This is a genomic window from Bacillus sp. FJAT-27251, assembly GCF_001273925.1.
In the GTDB taxonomy this organism is placed as follows: domain Bacteria; phylum Bacillota; class Bacilli; order Bacillales; family Cytobacillaceae; genus Mesobacillus_B.
The window spans coordinates 2,024,298-2,039,760 of sequence record NZ_LIGG01000001.1 but is presented as its reverse complement, the minus strand read 5'-3'; the positions used below and the strand labels follow the sequence as shown (position 1 = coordinate 2,039,760).

Here is a 15,463-nt window from a genome sequence, read left to right as displayed (position 1 = left end):
CTCCCCAACTTATTAAAATTTTCTCTATATTTTGAATTATATGCAATTATTAGACCCAGCACAATATATGTAAAGAAAAATTTTCGAAAAATATGTAAGGTATGTTCACACAAAATTTATTATTCAATTGCCTGGAACTCTTTTTACGGTACACAAAAACAGCCGCCTCCAAAAGGAAGCGGCTAAAGTTATGACTTATCGGTCTTTATAATCGCTGCTCATATTCCTCTCTGTGAACTGTCCCTCAGCTTCTGATTCAATGCTGACTTCCTCGCGTTTCACATTCTCCCTTACCTTTTCTGTTTCTTGCACTTCACGCTTGCCAACGACCAATTCTTCTTTTACCACCGGTTTTTTATGGACTTCCACCTTTTCCTCCATGATTGGAACTCGAATGGTTTCATCATCATCGGTTACAGTATCCGCTGTTTCTTCATTGACAGCGCGCCTTTCTACATAAACCTCTTCCCGTGTTACCGGAATATTAATGGTTTCCTGGTCTTCCACAACTTCCTTGTGGACTTCCACTTCACCGGCTTGTACGCGCTCTTTGGAAACATCAAGCTGCTCTTCTTTTAGCTCAAGCGACTGTTCTACTGTATCTGTTCCCCTATCAGTTCCTGCTCTGTCATATGAATTGACAGAATCTGCATAAGAGTTCCGGACAGTATCTGTTGCAATAGCACCGCCTTGGGGTACCGCCCCTTCCGTCAGAAGAATAATGCGGCCATTGCGGACATCCCCTTCGTATTCTCTTGCTGCATCCTCTGTTAATCCCACTCCAACAAGCCTGTCGCTCAAGGAAGGTGAATTTCCGCCCAAATTATCATCGCCATCAAAAACGTTCAGCAGGTTCTGCCAGAAACCGCCCTTGTTTTCATTTTCCCTGTTAACATTGCTTACGTCTTCCGTCACTACGCCTGTCCGATTTTCAAATGCAGGAGACAAATCCGGCGTGTCTCCAATGATGGAAAAGTCCTGTACAGAATACCCCTCTTTTTTGTACCTTTCAATTGCTTCTATTAAATCTTCCTGGTTATCAAAAACGCCAACTACTTCTTTAGCCATATATATTTCCTCCATTCAAAAATCATTCTGGTAAACCAACATTTCTCCTGGTAATCAGGATATACCCGTGAACAGAGTTTCTCCAAACATCAATTTTTTCCGGAGAATCCCTATGGGAGGGAATCGCTGTTGCATGTTTGGACAGTAAACCCATGAGGAATATGTATGTATTCTGTTACTTTTGGAGGGACATCCATTGAGAAAGAAGTACATCATTGTCATATGTTTATCAATGGTCTTTTCGCTGGCACCCGGTGCCTTTGCCAAAGAGCATGATAACAAAGTCATTCTCCTTTCAGTTGACGGAATGAGGAATGATTTAACCCTTCAATATATGCAGGAGGGGATTCTGCCACATATTCAATCACTTGCCGACAGTGGAATAGCAGCGGTACATTCCAGTACGGTCAGTCCTTCCCTGACTGCACCTTCCCATGCGGCGATGGCTACAGGCGCTCTGCCTTCCGAAACGGGCATGGTCAGCAATAAATGGCAGGATCCTGAAGAGCCTTTAGCCAGGAAAGAAAATGCCTTTAAGGAAAACCTTGATAAGATTCCCCTATGGACGGAAGCTCGAAAAAGCGGAAAGGTCACCGCTACCGTCTTGTTTCCAGGGGCAAATCCAAGTGCGGATGAGAAGGGTGACTATTCCGTCTATTATGGTAAAACATGGTCTGGACACTCCTATGAAAAACTTTCCTTCGAGCCCGCTGGCCAACTGGATTCAGTGCCTAAAAGTTTCAGCCCTGTTATGGAAGCAAAGATTCCTGTTCAGCTGAAAGATGCTCCCAATCTCCATCTATCCCTGGTGGCAGTTGACACCATAGATGATTCAGAAAAAAAATATGACACCTTTATCTTAAGAAGTGCGGAAGAATTGGATAAAGACACGGTACATACCACAAACCAGGAATGGGGAGCTTTCCCTCTGAAGATAAAAGATGAAAACACAGGCTTTTGGTATAAGGTGAAAGCTAATGAAAACCTGGAAGAATCCTATTTTTACCGGACAGAAATCAAATCGGCCGTTTTTGGCGGCCCCGAAGAGTTTGAAGAAGAAATTATTCATCAATTCGGCTTTTTTCCTGTCCAGGAAGATGTCGAGGCCTTTGAGGAAGGCTGGATTACACGGAAAGAATATGAAGAAATCGGAGCGAGATTTGCGGAATGGGTTAGTGATGTCACCCTTCACATTAAAGACAAATATAGACCCGACCTGCTGATGGCCTACATACCCCATATCGACCATGAGTCACATCACTTTTTGCTGGAAGACCCCAGGCAGCCGGGCTATTCTAAAGAAAAGTCTGCGGAATATATGAATTACGTGAAATGGTCATACCGAGTTGCGGACTCTATAGTTGGCAGGATGGCTAAAAGCCTTGGGGAGAATGACCACTTCCTGCTTGCCTCAGACCATGGGATGGAGCCTGTCCATTCCATCCTTGCCCCTAATCAGCTTTTGAAGGATAAAGGCTATCTTAAAATTGACAGCGATGGGCAAATTAACAAGGAGCATTCAGATGCCTATGCCGTTGCCAGCGGCTCGGCTGCACAGGTGTATCTAAATAAAAACCTGGCCGACAAGGAGAAAGAGAAGCTTAAAAAGGAGCTGGTCAGCTTATTTGAAAAATTCTCGTTGGTTGCTCCTATAAGCTTAAAGGGGGTGGGGTATGACTTTAAGGCTATTTCAGATTCCGTCTCCGGGAAATCCTTGCAATCCTTTAAGGATAAAACAAATCATTTTTTTACTTATTTACCTGGCAGCCGAATTTATCCGTATGAAATAGTAACTGCTGCTAAAGCCGTTACGAGCCATCCGAATGCAGGCGAGCTGTTACTGATGGCTGCTCCCGGATATATGATGGGAAGCAAACTGAGTGATCCTGTACAGCCCACAAAAGAGCTGGGCAGCCATGGCGGTGACCCGGGGAGGAAGGAACTGCAGGCGGTGTTCATGGCCACCGGCCCGGCGATAAAGACAAATGCAATCATCGGCCCTGTATCCACGCTTGACATTGCCCCCACTGTATACCATCTCCTTGGCCTGCCCGCGCCAAGTTTTATAGAAGGCCAGGTAATAAAAGAGGCATTACAGAAAGATAAATAAATCAGAAAAGGAACCAGCCAAAAAGCTGGTTCCTTTTCTGATTTAACATCATTCAGTTCACTGGAAGTTTTGAAGCCAAGGCTTTAGCAAGTGTTGAGGTGGTTTCAATATCGGTAAACGATAACCCCAGCTGGACAGCGGTTGACGCAATTTCAGGCCTGATGCCAGAAAGTGTTGTCTGGACACCAATCAGCTGTAAGGCATTGATCAGCTGAAAGATTTGATGGGCCACCATCGTATCAATCATGATTACACCTGAAAGATCGATGCATAAATGCTCCACTCTCTTGGAAGCACATTGACTCAGAGTATTTTCCAGAATCATTTTGGCCCTTGAAGTATCGATGTCCCCCACCAGAGGCAGCAATGCAGTAACACCCGTAATGGAAATGACTGGAGAACTAAGTTCATTTATCATCTCCTGCTGGGCCTGCAGCTGTTTTTTGGAATGCTTGTACATTTCCTCGGTAAATTCTAAAATTACTCTATCCAGTACCCTTACAATATTTTCCTGCCAAACATCCAACTGGCCAGGTTTAACCTTTTCAGGATTTTCCTTGGCAAATTCCCTGACCAAGTCCAAATACTGGGAGCGTGTATTCATGAATTCTTTAAGTATATGGTGAATCGGAGTATTTACATGCTCCGGATCTGTCGCGATTTCATGAATCCAATTATCAAAATGAGTGGTAAACTCCTCCTGTTCCGTATTGAACAGTTCGATAAAATGCTCATGAAAAGCATAATTCTGAGCCTTAACGGTCTCGATTACTTTTGGATCCGTTGAAGAATAGACCCCATCTGTCTCACTTTTATCCAGACTTGCATACCAATCTTCGGTAAGATGTCTAGCCCGGTCCAGAAGATAGTGGTATAAATCCTTGTTTCGGTGCAAACTTCTCTCCCACTTTCCATATTTAGATAATATTTCGTCCATCCTGCGCTAAAGCGTGGTAAATCCCATGCTGCAGCGTATGGAAGCATTGATATTTCGAAAACCTGAAACCTGAATCTGTCATTAGTGCTCCAAGTTCAGCAGATATTCCAACCAATATCATTTCCGTTCCAATCAATGATGCCGCCGAGCCAAGCTTTTCGACCATATGGGCAGTATAATTATCTTCATCCAAGTGAAGGCCGGTCATATCAACAACAAGAAACCTAGCCCCGTTCTTTGGCAGGCTGTTCAATGTCTTTTCAATCATTTCATTGGAGCGGCTGTTATCGTATCTTCCTACCAGCGGCACGACAACAATCCCCTCCAGAACCGGAATGATTGGCGAGGATAATTCACTTACAAGGTTCTTAAGCTCAGCGGTCTGTTTTTCAACCATTTGTTCAAGACGGTAGATTTCGGCTGACTCCTTCTTTCTGGTTAACTCATGGATATTCCTGGTTATGGTTATATCCGAAGGAAAATACTCCACCAAATCGGCCTCTGCACCTTCAAGCTGGCTTTCAACGACCCGGTACCAAATGTTTTCGCCAAATAGGCCTGTATAGATACCGGCGTAGTGCGCAGGCAAATAGGTCCCGGCCTTGCTTTTTCCTTGTGCCTTGTTGATTTTGTATTCCCAGCTGTCCTGCAGGCGGACCTTGATCTGTCTATTTGTTTCATCCATTTCAAGAATGCTTGCTTTCCCCCAGCCCGCCGATGCATAGGTGCTGGGAATCAAATCAGCAGCTTCCCGATGGGTTACGTTTTTCATATTCCGGAAATAGTCGCCGACCACCAATCCTTGGCGGTAACCAGTTGCTTCCAGCACAAGGCTGGCGGATTCTTCTCCCGAAATTTCCTCGATTGTATCAAAGAATGTTCTCATTGCTGATGAAATCCAAAATAGGACAGCATCTTCCCCTTCGAAGAGGAACTGGCCTTGTTCCAAATTCCAGCCGAATTTTAGGCCGCCTACTTCTATATTGTTGGAAGACTCAGTCATGCTCCAAAAACCCCCTGTATGTATTAATCATGATGCCCTCAGGACATACGAGATTAAAACTTCAAGTTAAGTGTACATTGTTTTTCTAACAAAAGTCTATTCATCCACATTCCTTTATTATATTCTAAGTCAGTGAAACAAAAATAAAGGAGTGTTCATGTTGCCTTTACACCTTAAAAAACAAGTGAGCCCGCAGTTTGACCCGTGGGAAGCTTATATGGATGTCCGTCAATACGGAAAGCCGGTTCTATCCAATATTGAATTTACGACGACTACCCTATGCAATATGCGCTGCAAGCATTGTGCTGTCGGCTATACCTTGAGCCATAAGGATCCGGACGCCTTGCCCATCGAGCTCCTGTTAAAGCGACTGGAGGAAATACCGGCACTCCGGTCCATAAGCATTACGGGCGGAGAACCCATGCTTTCCACAAAATCGGTAAAAGGGTATGTGCTGCCACTTCTGGAATATGCACATAAAAGAGGAGTATATACCCAGCTCAATTCAAATTTAACAATGGACCTCGACCGGTATGAAGATATCATTCCCTTCCTGGACGTTCTCCATATTTCCCACAACTGGGGAACGGAAGAGGAGTTTATCGAAACTGGCTTTGCCATGATGGACCGCAAACCTTCATACAAGCAAAGGGAAGCTCTTTTTAAAAAGATGATTGCCAACAGTAAGGATCTTTCCGGAGCGGGCGTCCTCGTTTCCGCCGAGACCATGCTAAATAAACAAACGCTCCCCTATCTTGAGAAAATTCACAGCCAAATCACCAATGAGATGAGCTGCAAGCGTCATGAAATCCATCCGATGTATCCTGTCGATTTCGCTTCTTCGCTCATAACCTTATCTTTAGATGAAATTCGTTCTGCAATACATCATTTGCTGGATGTTCGAAATGAGGATGTATGGATGCTTCTTGGAACGCTCCCCTTTTATGCTTGCAGCAAGGAGCCTGGAGACTGGGAACTTCTCCGGAGAATCCGGTCAGCCAAAAATGTAAGCGTCCGTAACGATCCCGATGGACGCTCCAGGCTCAATGTCAACATTTTTAGCGGGGATGTCATTGTCACTGACTTTGGCGATACTCCTCCTTTGGGCAATGTTAAAAGTGACTCCCTCGAGGAAGTGTACGAACGCTGGAGCCGGTCTTCGCTGGCTGCCTCTTTGAACTGCCATTGCCCCCAGGCGCAATGCCTTGGACCAAACGTACTTGTTAAAGACAAATACTATCCGGGAACCAACTTTACAAGCAGGAAGGCAGCCATTCAACTGGGATAAGATTTGGCAATCATGAAAAGGCATGCAAAGAGGCCCCATCAAGAAAGATATCCTCTTGATTGGGACCTCGGATACGCTCCCGGCTGAACTTACCCCTGATTGTGAAGCAATGATAACACCTTTTTCAGCTCTGCTGCCGGCATTTGCCCGGGAGCAGACGCCTTGTTTGCCGTCCCGAAGGTGAGGGCTGAGCCAAACAGTTCTCCAGCGAGCCGGCTTATCATTCCGGTTCCTGCCATTGAAATGGCCACAATCGGCCTGTCGGCATACGTGGTGGACATCATGTGCGTGGCCTCCAGCAGCGTCAGTACATCGGAAGCGTCATTGGGCATGACAGCGATTTTTGGAAGGTCCCCGCCAAGTTCTTGTGCTTTGCGCAGCCGGTAAAGGATTTCTTCTTTAGGAGGAGTCTTTTCAAAATCGTGTGTAGACACGATGACCAGCACTTGATTTTCGTGAGCCTTTTTCACAAGCTTCCTAACAGCTCCTTCATCGCTGAAAAGCTCAACATCAATGAAATCTACAAGGCCGGATTCTGTTACACGCTCATTCAATTTGACGTATGCTTCAAGGCTAAGTTCCTTTTCGCCTCCCTCTTTGCTTGACCGGAACGTGAAAATAAGCGGGATTTCCGGTAAGGAACTTCGAATTACAGTTAAAGCGGCCATAACCTCCCCAAATTCTTCAATGTCATTAAAAAAGTCGGCACGCCATTCAACCATGTCGGCATCCACCGTTTTAACAAGGGCAGCTTCTTCCCTTAGTTCAGATATTGATTTTCCTGTCAGCGGCACACACACCTTTGGCATGCCCCTGCCGATGACAACCCCTCTTACGGTCAACTGTCTTTTCATTTGACCGCCCCTCCCTTTTCTATAAATGTTCAGCTGTATAATTCCCAGGCAAGCTTTAATGAATCGACTATGTACTGTGCTACCTCTTCCACCTCATGGTTATCGGTTATTACCTTTGAATGGTGTACGGAGTATGCTTCCTGTCTTTTGTAGAAAAGTTCTTCGATTTCTTCGATCGTTTTCCCCTGTAAAACAGGCCTGCTATCAATGATTAGACTGATGCGTTCTTTCCAGGAATCCCAGGAGAGATCAAGGAAGAAAACAATACAGGAAGACAGGCATTCTTTTCTTATTTCCTCCTGCAGGAAGGCGCCGCCGCCCACGGAAATGATTTTAAGTTTGTTCCGGCACTGCTCAATAATTATTTCTTTCTCTTTTTTCCGAAATGCCTTTTCGCCTATTTCCTTGAAAATCTGCTGTACAGGCATCTGGAATTCCTTTTCAATTTCTTCATCTATATCCACAAAATCCCGATACAGCTTTTTGGCAACGGCTTTTCCAATTGTGGTTTTTCCAACTCCCATAAAGCCAATAAACACGATACTTTTTTCCTTAAGGGGTGTTTCACGGATATCCACCCCATCACCTCCCTACTGCAACAGGTTCATTATAGAAGAAAAACAAGAATACGTAAATGTTTCCAACTGGTCTTTGGAGTATGCTGCAAAACTGGATTTCGATAGCACAAAAAAAAGTTCGCACCGGTTTATTGATCGGCGCGAACCTTTTTTATTCACTGTAAGGCAGCTTCTACTTCTTTGACCATTTCGGCCACAGAGGTAAGCCCCCCGCCTGACAGGTACCAATAGTCTGCATTGAGATAAACCACATTTCCGTTCTTAACGGCTTTCGTATTCTCGACCAGCTTGTTTTCAACAATTGATTTTGCCGATGGGTTACCGCCTTCAACAACTGCCCCCCGATCAACAACAAACAAATAATCCGGGTCCTTTTCCAACAGGTACTCAAATGAAACATTTTGGCCATGTGTAGAAACCTCAATGTTTTCATCTGCGGCCTTTAGGCCAAACACGTCATGAAGAAGGCCGAATCTGGAACCCGGTCCATAGGCGCTCAGGTTCCCTTCATTCGCAAGGACTATCAAGGCATTTTTGTCTGCTGCCGTGGCCTTCGCGTGCAGGCTTTCGATCGCCTTTTCTACTTCTGCAACTTCTGCTTCAACTTCTGCTTCCTTGCCGAAAATCTCTCCAAGTGTTTTGGCATTCCCTTTGTAAGACTCCATATACCTCGAGTCATCCAGTCCCATATACAGGGTAGGCGCAATCTCGTTTAACTCTTCATAGGAATCCTGCTGCCTTCCGGAAATAATGATCAAATCCGGTCCAATCTCATTGATTCCCTCAAAATCAGGCTCTTTCAACCCGCCTGCGTTTTGGTATTTGGCATCTTTGTATTTTTCCAGATATTTAGGCAATGTCGCTTGTGGCAACGCGGTAACTTCCACTCCAAGCTTATCCAGTGAATCGAGGACACCATAGTCGAATACGACGACTTTCTCCGGGTTCTTGGTTACAGTCGTCCCTCCGAGCTGGTGCTTAATCGTTACCGTTTCTCCCTTTGATGCTTCATCACCGGACTCGGCCGTTGTCGAGTCATTTCCGCAAGCAGCTGTTAGTATAGCCATTGTAACTATAAGGAAAAATAGTGCTAGTTTTTTATTCATCCAGTCCACCTCGTCTATTTTCTATATATTTAAATGATAATGATTTTCAATGTCATTTGTCAATGGCGAATTTGTGAAATTTGTCGAGCCCTTCTTAGCCCATTTATGAAATATTTAGTGCCTTTCGGTATAATATTTATATACTACCTATTCGGAAAGGAACATTATGAGTATTACCTCGTTTTTATTAAGTTTGATTTTAGTGCTTAATATCCTCTTCGCCATCGTAGTCATTTTTCGCGAAAGGCGCGATGTGAGCTCTACATGGGCTTGGCTGCTGGTATTGATCCTTATTCCGGTGCTGGGATTTATTATGTACCTTCTGCTTGGCCAGAACCTAAGCCGTTCCCGCCTTTTCACCTGGGAAGACAAGCAGAAGATTGGAATTGAGCAGACGATTGAACGACAGCTGGATGAAATGCGCTCTGGCACGTTCGAATTCTCCGATGAACATGAGCAGGCAAGCCAGGAACTCATCTATATGCACCTGCTTGGCAACGAAGCTCCATTGACACAGGATAATATAGTTGAAATCTATACAGACGGCCACCAAAAATTCGAATCGCTCCTCGATGATATTAAAAAGGCTCAACATCATATCCACCTGCAATATTATATAATCAAAAGAGATGCATTAGGAAAGAAGATCCGCGATGCCCTTATTGAAAAGGCCAAAGCAGGGGTAAAGGTCAGGGTCCTCTATGACGAATTGGGATCACGCGGCTTGACACGGCGTTTTTTCGCCAAATTGCGGGAATCAGGCGGAGAAGTGGAAGTCTTTTTTCCTTCAAGGCTGCCACTGATCAATTTCAGGCTGAATTACCGCAATCACCGAAAAATTGTCATTATCGATGGAAAGGTTGGCTATATCGGCGGCTTTAATATTGGCGATGAATACCTTGGGCTGAACCCCCGGTTTGGTTACTGGCGGGATACCCATCTGCGGATTCAAGGCATATCCGTCCATGCGATCCAAACGCGGTTTATCCTCGACTGGAACCAGGCATCCTACAGCAACGATATCGAGTATGACCCTGTGCTCTTTCCCAAACCCGATAGAGAAGGAAAAATAGGGTTGCAGATTGTTACCAGCGGTCCGGATTCCGAATGGTCCCAAATTAAGAACGGCTATATCAAAATGATTTCATTAGCCAAAAAATCGATTTATATTCAAACACCCTATTTTATCCCCGACGCCAGCCTCCTGGATACGATCCGGATCGCCTGCCTGTCCGGGGTCGATGTTAAAATCATGATCCCAAATAAACCAGACCATATATTTGTCTATTGGGCCACCCTATCTTATATCGGAGAATTGTTAAAAGCTGGTGCACATGTATATATTTACGACAACGGATTCATTCATGCCAAAAGCATCGTGGTCGATAACCAGATCAGTTCTGTAGGCACAGCCAATTTCGATATCCGAAGCTTGAATCTTAACTTTGAGATCAATGCCTTCATATACGATGCCAACATCGCGGAGAAATTGAACGGGGCTTTTGAGGAAGATATTAAATTTTCACGAATATTGACTTGGGAAGAATACCAGAACCGCTCTAAATGGATTCGTTTCAAAGAATCAATCTCCAGGCTGCTTTCCCCCATATTATAAATAGTCCTTGAGAAAGGAGGCAGCCAATGGCTTGCCTCCTTTTGTTAAAAATTATGTCTCAATGGTTGCTGCTTTCCTTGCTTTAAAGAAACGTACAGTATTCAATACGATTGTTTTTGTAACAGCATAGGTCGGAACCGCCAGCACCATTCCAATAATGCCGGCAAGATTCCCGGCCACCAGCAAAAGGATGATAATAGTCGCTGGATGCGTATGGAGCGTTTTTCCAAGAATGAGCGGGGAAATCAAGCTGCTCTCCAGCTGTTGGGCAATGACGATAACGACCAGCACCAGGAGGGCTTTTGTAGGTGAATCAAAGAGACCGACAATTACCGCCGGGGCTCCTCCAAGAATCGGACCTACATACGGAATAATATTGGTTATCGAAATGATAAGGGCGAGCACGAGAGCGTAACGCAAATCAACGATTAAAAAGCCTATCAACGACAAAGTGCCCACGAATAAAGCTACCGTAATCTGTCCCTGGATATAGGAAGACAGCGTATGTGCGGTGTCCTTTAAAGTTTTCACGGCCTCATCCCGGTAGGAGAAAGGAATGAACCTTGAAATCGCGGCTGGGAATTTGTCTCCATCCTTGAACATAAAAAACAATAAAAATGGAACTGTGACAATGGTGATCGCAATATTGGTGACAAAGCCAAGAATATTGGACATGCTGGTCGTAAGGCGATTGGGCAGTGTATTGACATATTCGGTAATCCTCTGGATCACTTCATCCTGGGTGATATACCCTTGGGTCATCACCCACTGAAAAGACGGGTTGCTTGAAAGGGTATTGAAAAAGCCCTGCAGCTCCCTGGTATACCTTGGCAGATCGTCCACCAGCTCCATTACCTGAGCGGAAATGGCCGGGATCAAATTCCCCATGGCAAGAATCAAAAGTCCGATAATCGCGACATACAGCACAAGGATGGCGAAAATTCTTGGCAGCCGCCATTTCTKGAGCAAATTAACGACAGGATTCAACAGAAAATATAAAAACCCCGATATAATGATTGGAAAGAACAGGGTTGAAACGAATACTCCAACCGGTTCAAACAAAAAGGATATTTTACTTGAAACATAAATGATTGTAACAATAATCAATATTTGCAAAGTCCAATAGTGAAATTTTTTCCTGGTCATTTTATCACCTTTTCTAGAGACATATGAAGTTATTATACCAGTATCCGCCAAATATTTCTTCTTCAAGCTGGCAGGAGCATATAGAAAAAGAGGCTGCCAGAACGCACTGGCAGCCTCTTGCGTGTTAGCCGATGTTTTCGACAGCTTGCTTGACAGTAGCAAATGTCTTAATGGAAGTCAGGTCAATTCCTCCAAGGACAGCTGTTTGCGCCAGCTTTGGCCTGAGGCCGGTGATGATTGTAGTGATCCCCAATAGCCGCAGGACATTTTCTATTTGAAACAGGTGAAGGGCGATATCCAGGTCAATATTATACAAACCGGAAAAGTCAGCAATCAGGTAGTTGACTTTCTTCTCTGCAATCCTGGGAATTACATTCTCAAGGATATGGTGAGCCCGGTAGGAGTCCATTGAGCCGATCAGCGGGAGGACGGCAACGCCTTCCTTGATTGGCACTACAGGAGCCGATAACTCTGCCATTTCCTTTTGGGTTTCCTTCTCAATTTCATCGCTAAGCCGTTCGAAAGCAAACAGCGTTTCATTCAGGCTCAAGTCGAGCAAACAATTAATCCTGCTTAGCAGAAACACCGATTCTTCGACAGAAAGCTCATAAACCCGGCTTAAACTTGTGACAATGTTTGAAAAGCTGTTTCGTGTAGGAGGATAACGCACCACTATTTCTGATATTCTTCCCCCTGCTGAAGCACCCCGTTCACCATTATCCTTGCTCCATGACAACAGTTCTTCAGGGACACCTCCCAACTTATTCATGAGGTCTTTTCCCAAAAACCCCATAAATTCTATATACATTTGAATGGCCTGCTGTTTCTCCCATTCCGGTATCTTTAAATCCATCTGCCGGATCACATCTTCAACAATCTCGACAGCCAACTGGTCGGCATTTTTGATAAAGTGGTCGGCAACAAGGGATATCTTGGTCATTTTCCTTTTACACTCCTAATAGAATCATTATTGAGCAATAGAACTATAGTATTATTTTACTGGCATTCATAAGTTTGTACAAATATTAAAGGGGATGGGTTTTTTATGTACAAGTTATATTGCAGAACGTTTCAATTGATGTTCAGAATAGTGGCTCCTATTCTTCCATGGAGGAAGCCTGAACTTTTGGAAGGAGTTGATAGCCTTGGCCGCTTGCCAAAGCTGATAGCCGATAAGAACATTCATCGTGTTCTGATAGTTACTGACCAAGGCATCACCTCCACGGGACTCATGGACCCCTTGCTTGCAGGATTGCAATCCGCTGGTGTGGACTGCATTGTTTACGCTAAAACAATCCCTAACCCAACTATTGAAAACATCGAAGAGGCCCTCCAGCTTTACCACCAAAACAGGTGCCAAGGCATCATTGCCTTTGGAGGCGGCTCCCCGCTTGATTGCGCAAAAGGAGTAGGCGCAAGGATTGCAAGGCCGGATAAGAGCATTCCCCAAATGAAGGGACAATTGAAGGTACGAAAACAGCTTCCTCCATTATTTGCCGTTCCTACTACAGCCGGAACCGGAAGCGAAGCTACCGTGGCGGCAGTCATTTCCAACAGTGAAACACAGGAAAAATATGCAATCAATGATTTTTCACTCATCCCCCATTATGCAGTCCTGGACCCGCTGTTAACTTTAAACTTACCGCCTGCGCTTACGGCCGCAACCGGAATGGATGCCTTAACGCACGCCATTGAATCCTATATTGGGAAAAGCTGCACCCCGGAAACGAGGGAGTGCTCCAGAAAAGCTGTGAAGCTGGTATTTGGAAACCTCCCCGAAGCCTATCAAAATGGGCAAAATCTCACTGCCAGGGACAATATGCAAAAAGCTGCCTATCTTGCCGGCGTTGCGTTCACCCGTGCTTATGTTGGCTATGTGCATGCTATCGCCCATACGCTTGGCGGCTTTTATTCCTTTCCCCATGGCCAGGCAAATGCGATCATCCTCCCCTATGTACTTGAGTATTATGGGGATAGTATCCATAAGGAACTTGCGGAACTTGCCGAAGCAGCAGGCATAGCCTCGGAAGGGCTTTCCATCGGGGCAAATGCCACCCGTTTCATTGAGGGAATCAAGAAGCTTAATTATACCCTCTCTATTCCAGATAAAATACCATGCATTGCTGATTGCGATATTCCAACTATGGTAGACAGGGCTTTCCATGAGGCGAATCCTTTATATCCTGTTCCCAGGATTCTCGGCAAAAACGATTTGTTTGAGCTATATCATTTAATCAAAGCATAAGTTTCCGGCATTTGCGCTTCTTCCTAAAAACGACTACATTAAAAAGGAGGTGGTTTATGTGGACAATTATCGTCTTTTCATCCAAAAACAACAGACATTTTTCCGGACAGGGCAAACAAAGGACGTTTCTTTCCGGCTTGATGCTCTCCAAAAGCTGCGAAAAGTAATCCAGGAACATGAACAGCTTCTCATGGACGCCTTAAGGGCAGACTTAAATAAATCGGAATTCGATGCTTATACAACAGAGATTGGAATCGTTCTCGAAGAAATCAGTTTTACCCTCAAGCATATCGATACCTGGGTGAAACCAAAAAGAGAAAAGACCCCTGTCTCCCATCTGGGCTCCACCAGCTTTGTTTACCCGGAGCCTTATGGAACAGTTCTTATCATTGCCCCCTGGAACTATCCATTCCAGTTGGCGGTAGCTCCATTGATTGGCGCCATTGCCGCAGGAAATTGCGCTATCATTAAACCATCAGAACTGACCCCCACGACCTCGGAAGCGTTCGCCAGGCTTATTAGTGAAATCTTCCCTGAGGACTACATCGCTGTAGTCCAAGGCGGGATAGAGACTAGCGAGGCTTTGCTTGAAGAGAAATTCGATTATATTTTTTTCACCGGCAGCGTCCCGGTTGGAAGAATCATCATGGAAGCGGCAGCCAAAAACCTGACTCCAGTTACACTGGAGCTCGGGGGGAAAAGCCCATGCATTGTCCATGGGGACGCCAACCTAAAGCTTGCCGCCAAACGGATTGCCTGGGGGAAATATATAAATGCAGGCCAAACTTGCGTGGCACCCGATTACCTGTATCTTCAAAAAGACATAAAGAACGAGTTTTTGGCTCTCTTTAAGGAAGCAATAACTGAATTGTATAGTAATGCGCCGCTTCAGAATCCGGATTTTACCCGAATTGTCACCGAGAAGCACTTTGACCGCCTCAGTACATTCCTTGATAACGGCACACTCTGCTCAGGCGGCAAAACAAACCGTGAAAAACTTCTGATTGAGCCGACTGTTTTGACCGATATTACCTGGAGTGACCCTGTCATGCAGGATGAAATTTTCGGACCGATTCTTCCCGTACTTGAGTATCAGAATCTCGATGAGGCCATTGAAGGCATCGACAATCACCCCAAGCCGCTTGCACTTTACATCTTTAGCGAAAGCGAGCCTATACAGAAGAAAATAGTCCAGAGCGTCTCATTCGGCGGCGGGTGCATCAATGATACCGTCTACCATCTCGGCTCCCCGCACCTTCCGTTTGGCGGGGKCGGCAATAGCGGAATGGGAGCTTATCATGGGAAAGGCAGCTTTGATACATTTTCACATAAGAAAAGCATCCTGAAGCAAACAACGCTGTTCGACATTCCATACCGCTATCCGAATGTTAAAGATGGATTGAAAAAAATCAGAAGGTTTTTGAAATAATAAAACAAAGCCATTGTCAGGTCTCCACCAAAACACAAAAAGAGCGGGTATCCTTGGATACAGCGCTCTTTTTGTTTTATGATG

13 protein-coding genes are annotated in these 15,463 nt (G+C 45.0%); 5 read left to right on the top strand and 8 right to left on the bottom strand.

Features of this window, described 5'->3' with window-relative positions:
• Positions 1-195 precede the first annotated feature (195 nt).
• Positions 196-1,068: a YsnF/AvaK domain-containing protein gene (locus tag ADU22_RS09605; protein ID WP_053361957.1), complete on the bottom strand. Its 873-nt coding sequence runs from the start codon at positions 1,066-1,068 to the stop codon at positions 196-198.
• 196 nt (positions 1,069-1,264) lie between these two features.
• Between ADU22_RS09605 and ADU22_RS09600 the strand changes: the two genes are divergently transcribed.
• A complete protein-coding gene (locus ADU22_RS09600) occupies positions 1,265-3,178 on the top strand; it encodes an alkaline phosphatase family protein (protein WP_231687858.1) in 1,914 nt (637 codons plus the stop codon).
• A 52-nt stretch (positions 3,179-3,230) separates the two neighbouring features.
• On the opposite strand, the gene ADU22_RS09595 is transcribed toward ADU22_RS09600, so the two are convergent.
• Together ADU22_RS09595 and ADU22_RS09590 are read right to left on the bottom strand one after the other, a co-directional pair.
• Positions 3,231-4,073, bottom strand: a complete 843-nt coding sequence (locus ADU22_RS09595; RefSeq protein WP_053361956.1) for an STAS domain-containing protein — start codon at positions 4,071-4,073, stop codon at positions 3,231-3,233.
• Positions 4,074-4,095: 22 nt separating this feature from the next.
• Positions 4,096-5,118, bottom strand: coding sequence for an STAS domain-containing protein (locus tag ADU22_RS09590; protein ID WP_053361955.1), 1,023 nt, complete (start codon positions 5,116-5,118; stop codon positions 4,096-4,098).
• Between the two features lie 157 nt (positions 5,119-5,275).
• On the opposite strand from ADU22_RS09590, the gene yfkAB reads away from it, so the two are divergent.
• Positions 5,276-6,406 (top strand): radical SAM/CxCxxxxC motif protein YfkAB, encoded by a 1,131-nt coding sequence (yfkAB, locus tag ADU22_RS09585; protein WP_053361954.1) that lies wholly within the window; start codon positions 5,276-5,278, stop codon positions 6,404-6,406.
• An 89-nt stretch (positions 6,407-6,495) separates the two neighbouring features.
• On the opposite strand, the gene aroD is transcribed toward yfkAB, so the two are convergent.
• From aroD to ADU22_RS09570, 3 genes are all read right to left on the bottom strand, one after another.
• On the bottom strand, positions 6,496-7,260 hold the full coding sequence (aroD, locus tag ADU22_RS09580) for a type I 3-dehydroquinate dehydratase (RefSeq protein ID WP_053361953.1): 765 nt from the start codon (positions 7,258-7,260) through the stop codon (positions 6,496-6,498).
• Positions 7,261-7,289: 29 nt separating this feature from the next.
• On the bottom strand, positions 7,290-7,832 hold the full coding sequence (locus ADU22_RS09575; RefSeq protein ID WP_053364516.1) for a shikimate kinase: 543 nt from the start codon (positions 7,830-7,832) through the stop codon (positions 7,290-7,292).
• A gap of 161 nt (positions 7,833-7,993) precedes the next feature.
• The gene (locus ADU22_RS09570; RefSeq protein ID WP_053361952.1) at positions 7,994-8,944 is read right to left on the bottom strand and encodes a siderophore ABC transporter substrate-binding protein; all 951 of its coding nucleotides are present in this window, start codon (positions 8,942-8,944) and stop codon (positions 7,994-7,996) included.
• 166 nt (positions 8,945-9,110) lie between these two features.
• On the opposite strand from ADU22_RS09570, the gene cls reads away from it, so the two are divergent.
• Positions 9,111-10,559 (top strand): cardiolipin synthase, encoded by a 1,449-nt coding sequence (cls, locus tag ADU22_RS09565; protein ID WP_053361951.1) that lies wholly within the window; start codon positions 9,111-9,113, stop codon positions 10,557-10,559.
• A 51-nt stretch (positions 10,560-10,610) separates the two neighbouring features.
• Here cls and ADU22_RS09560 read toward each other — a convergent pair whose 3' ends face one another.
• Both ADU22_RS09560 and ADU22_RS09555 read right to left on the bottom strand, forming a co-directional pair.
• The gene (locus ADU22_RS09560) at positions 10,611-11,705 is read right to left on the bottom strand and encodes an AI-2E family transporter (RefSeq protein WP_053361950.1); all 1,095 of its coding nucleotides are present in this window, start codon (positions 11,703-11,705) and stop codon (positions 10,611-10,613) included.
• A gap of 124 nt (positions 11,706-11,829) precedes the next feature.
• On the bottom strand, positions 11,830-12,645 hold the full coding sequence (locus tag ADU22_RS09555; protein WP_053361949.1) for an STAS domain-containing protein: 816 nt from the start codon (positions 12,643-12,645) through the stop codon (positions 11,830-11,832).
• Positions 12,646-12,750: 105 nt separating this feature from the next.
• Here ADU22_RS09555 and ADU22_RS09550 point away from each other — a divergent pair, with 105 nt between their 5' ends.
• Together ADU22_RS09550 and ADU22_RS09545 are read left to right on the top strand one after the other, a co-directional pair.
• A complete protein-coding gene (locus tag ADU22_RS09550; RefSeq protein WP_053361948.1) occupies positions 12,751-13,950 on the top strand; it encodes an iron-containing alcohol dehydrogenase in 1,200 nt (399 codons plus the stop codon).
• A gap of 58 nt (positions 13,951-14,008) precedes the next feature.
• On the top strand, positions 14,009-15,379 hold the full coding sequence (locus ADU22_RS09545; protein ID WP_053361947.1) for an aldehyde dehydrogenase: 1,371 nt from the start codon (positions 14,009-14,011) through the stop codon (positions 15,377-15,379).
• Positions 15,380-15,463: the final 84 nt, after the last annotated feature.

Excerpts from the sequence above, each read along its gene's own strand:
- yfkAB (WP_053361954.1), top strand. The coding sequence starts at position 5,276 with ATGTTGCCTTTACACCTTAAAAAACAAGTGAGCCCGCAGTTTGACCCG.
- ADU22_RS09550 (WP_053361948.1), top strand. The coding sequence starts at position 12,751 with ATGTACAAGTTATATTGCAGAACGTTTCAATTGATGTTCAGAATAGTG.
- cls (WP_053361951.1), top strand. The coding sequence starts at position 9,111 with ATGAGTATTACCTCGTTTTTATTAAGTTTGATTTTAGTGCTTAATATC.
- ADU22_RS09590 (WP_053361955.1), bottom strand. The coding sequence starts at position 5,118 with ATGACTGAGTCTTCCAACAATATAGAAGTAGGCGGCCTAAAATTCGGC.
- ADU22_RS09605 (WP_053361957.1), bottom strand. The coding sequence starts at position 1,068 with ATGGCTAAAGAAGTAGTTGGCGTTTTTGATAACCAGGAAGATTTAATA.
- ADU22_RS09555 (WP_053361949.1), bottom strand. The coding sequence starts at position 12,645 with ATGACCAAGATATCCCTTGTTGCCGACCACTTTATCAAAAATGCCGAC.
- ADU22_RS09570 (WP_053361952.1), bottom strand. The coding sequence starts at position 8,944 with ATGAATAAAAAACTAGCACTATTTTTCCTTATAGTTACAATGGCTATA.
- aroD (WP_053361953.1), bottom strand. The coding sequence starts at position 7,260 with ATGAAAAGACAGTTGACCGTAAGAGGGGTTGTCATCGGCAGGGGCATG.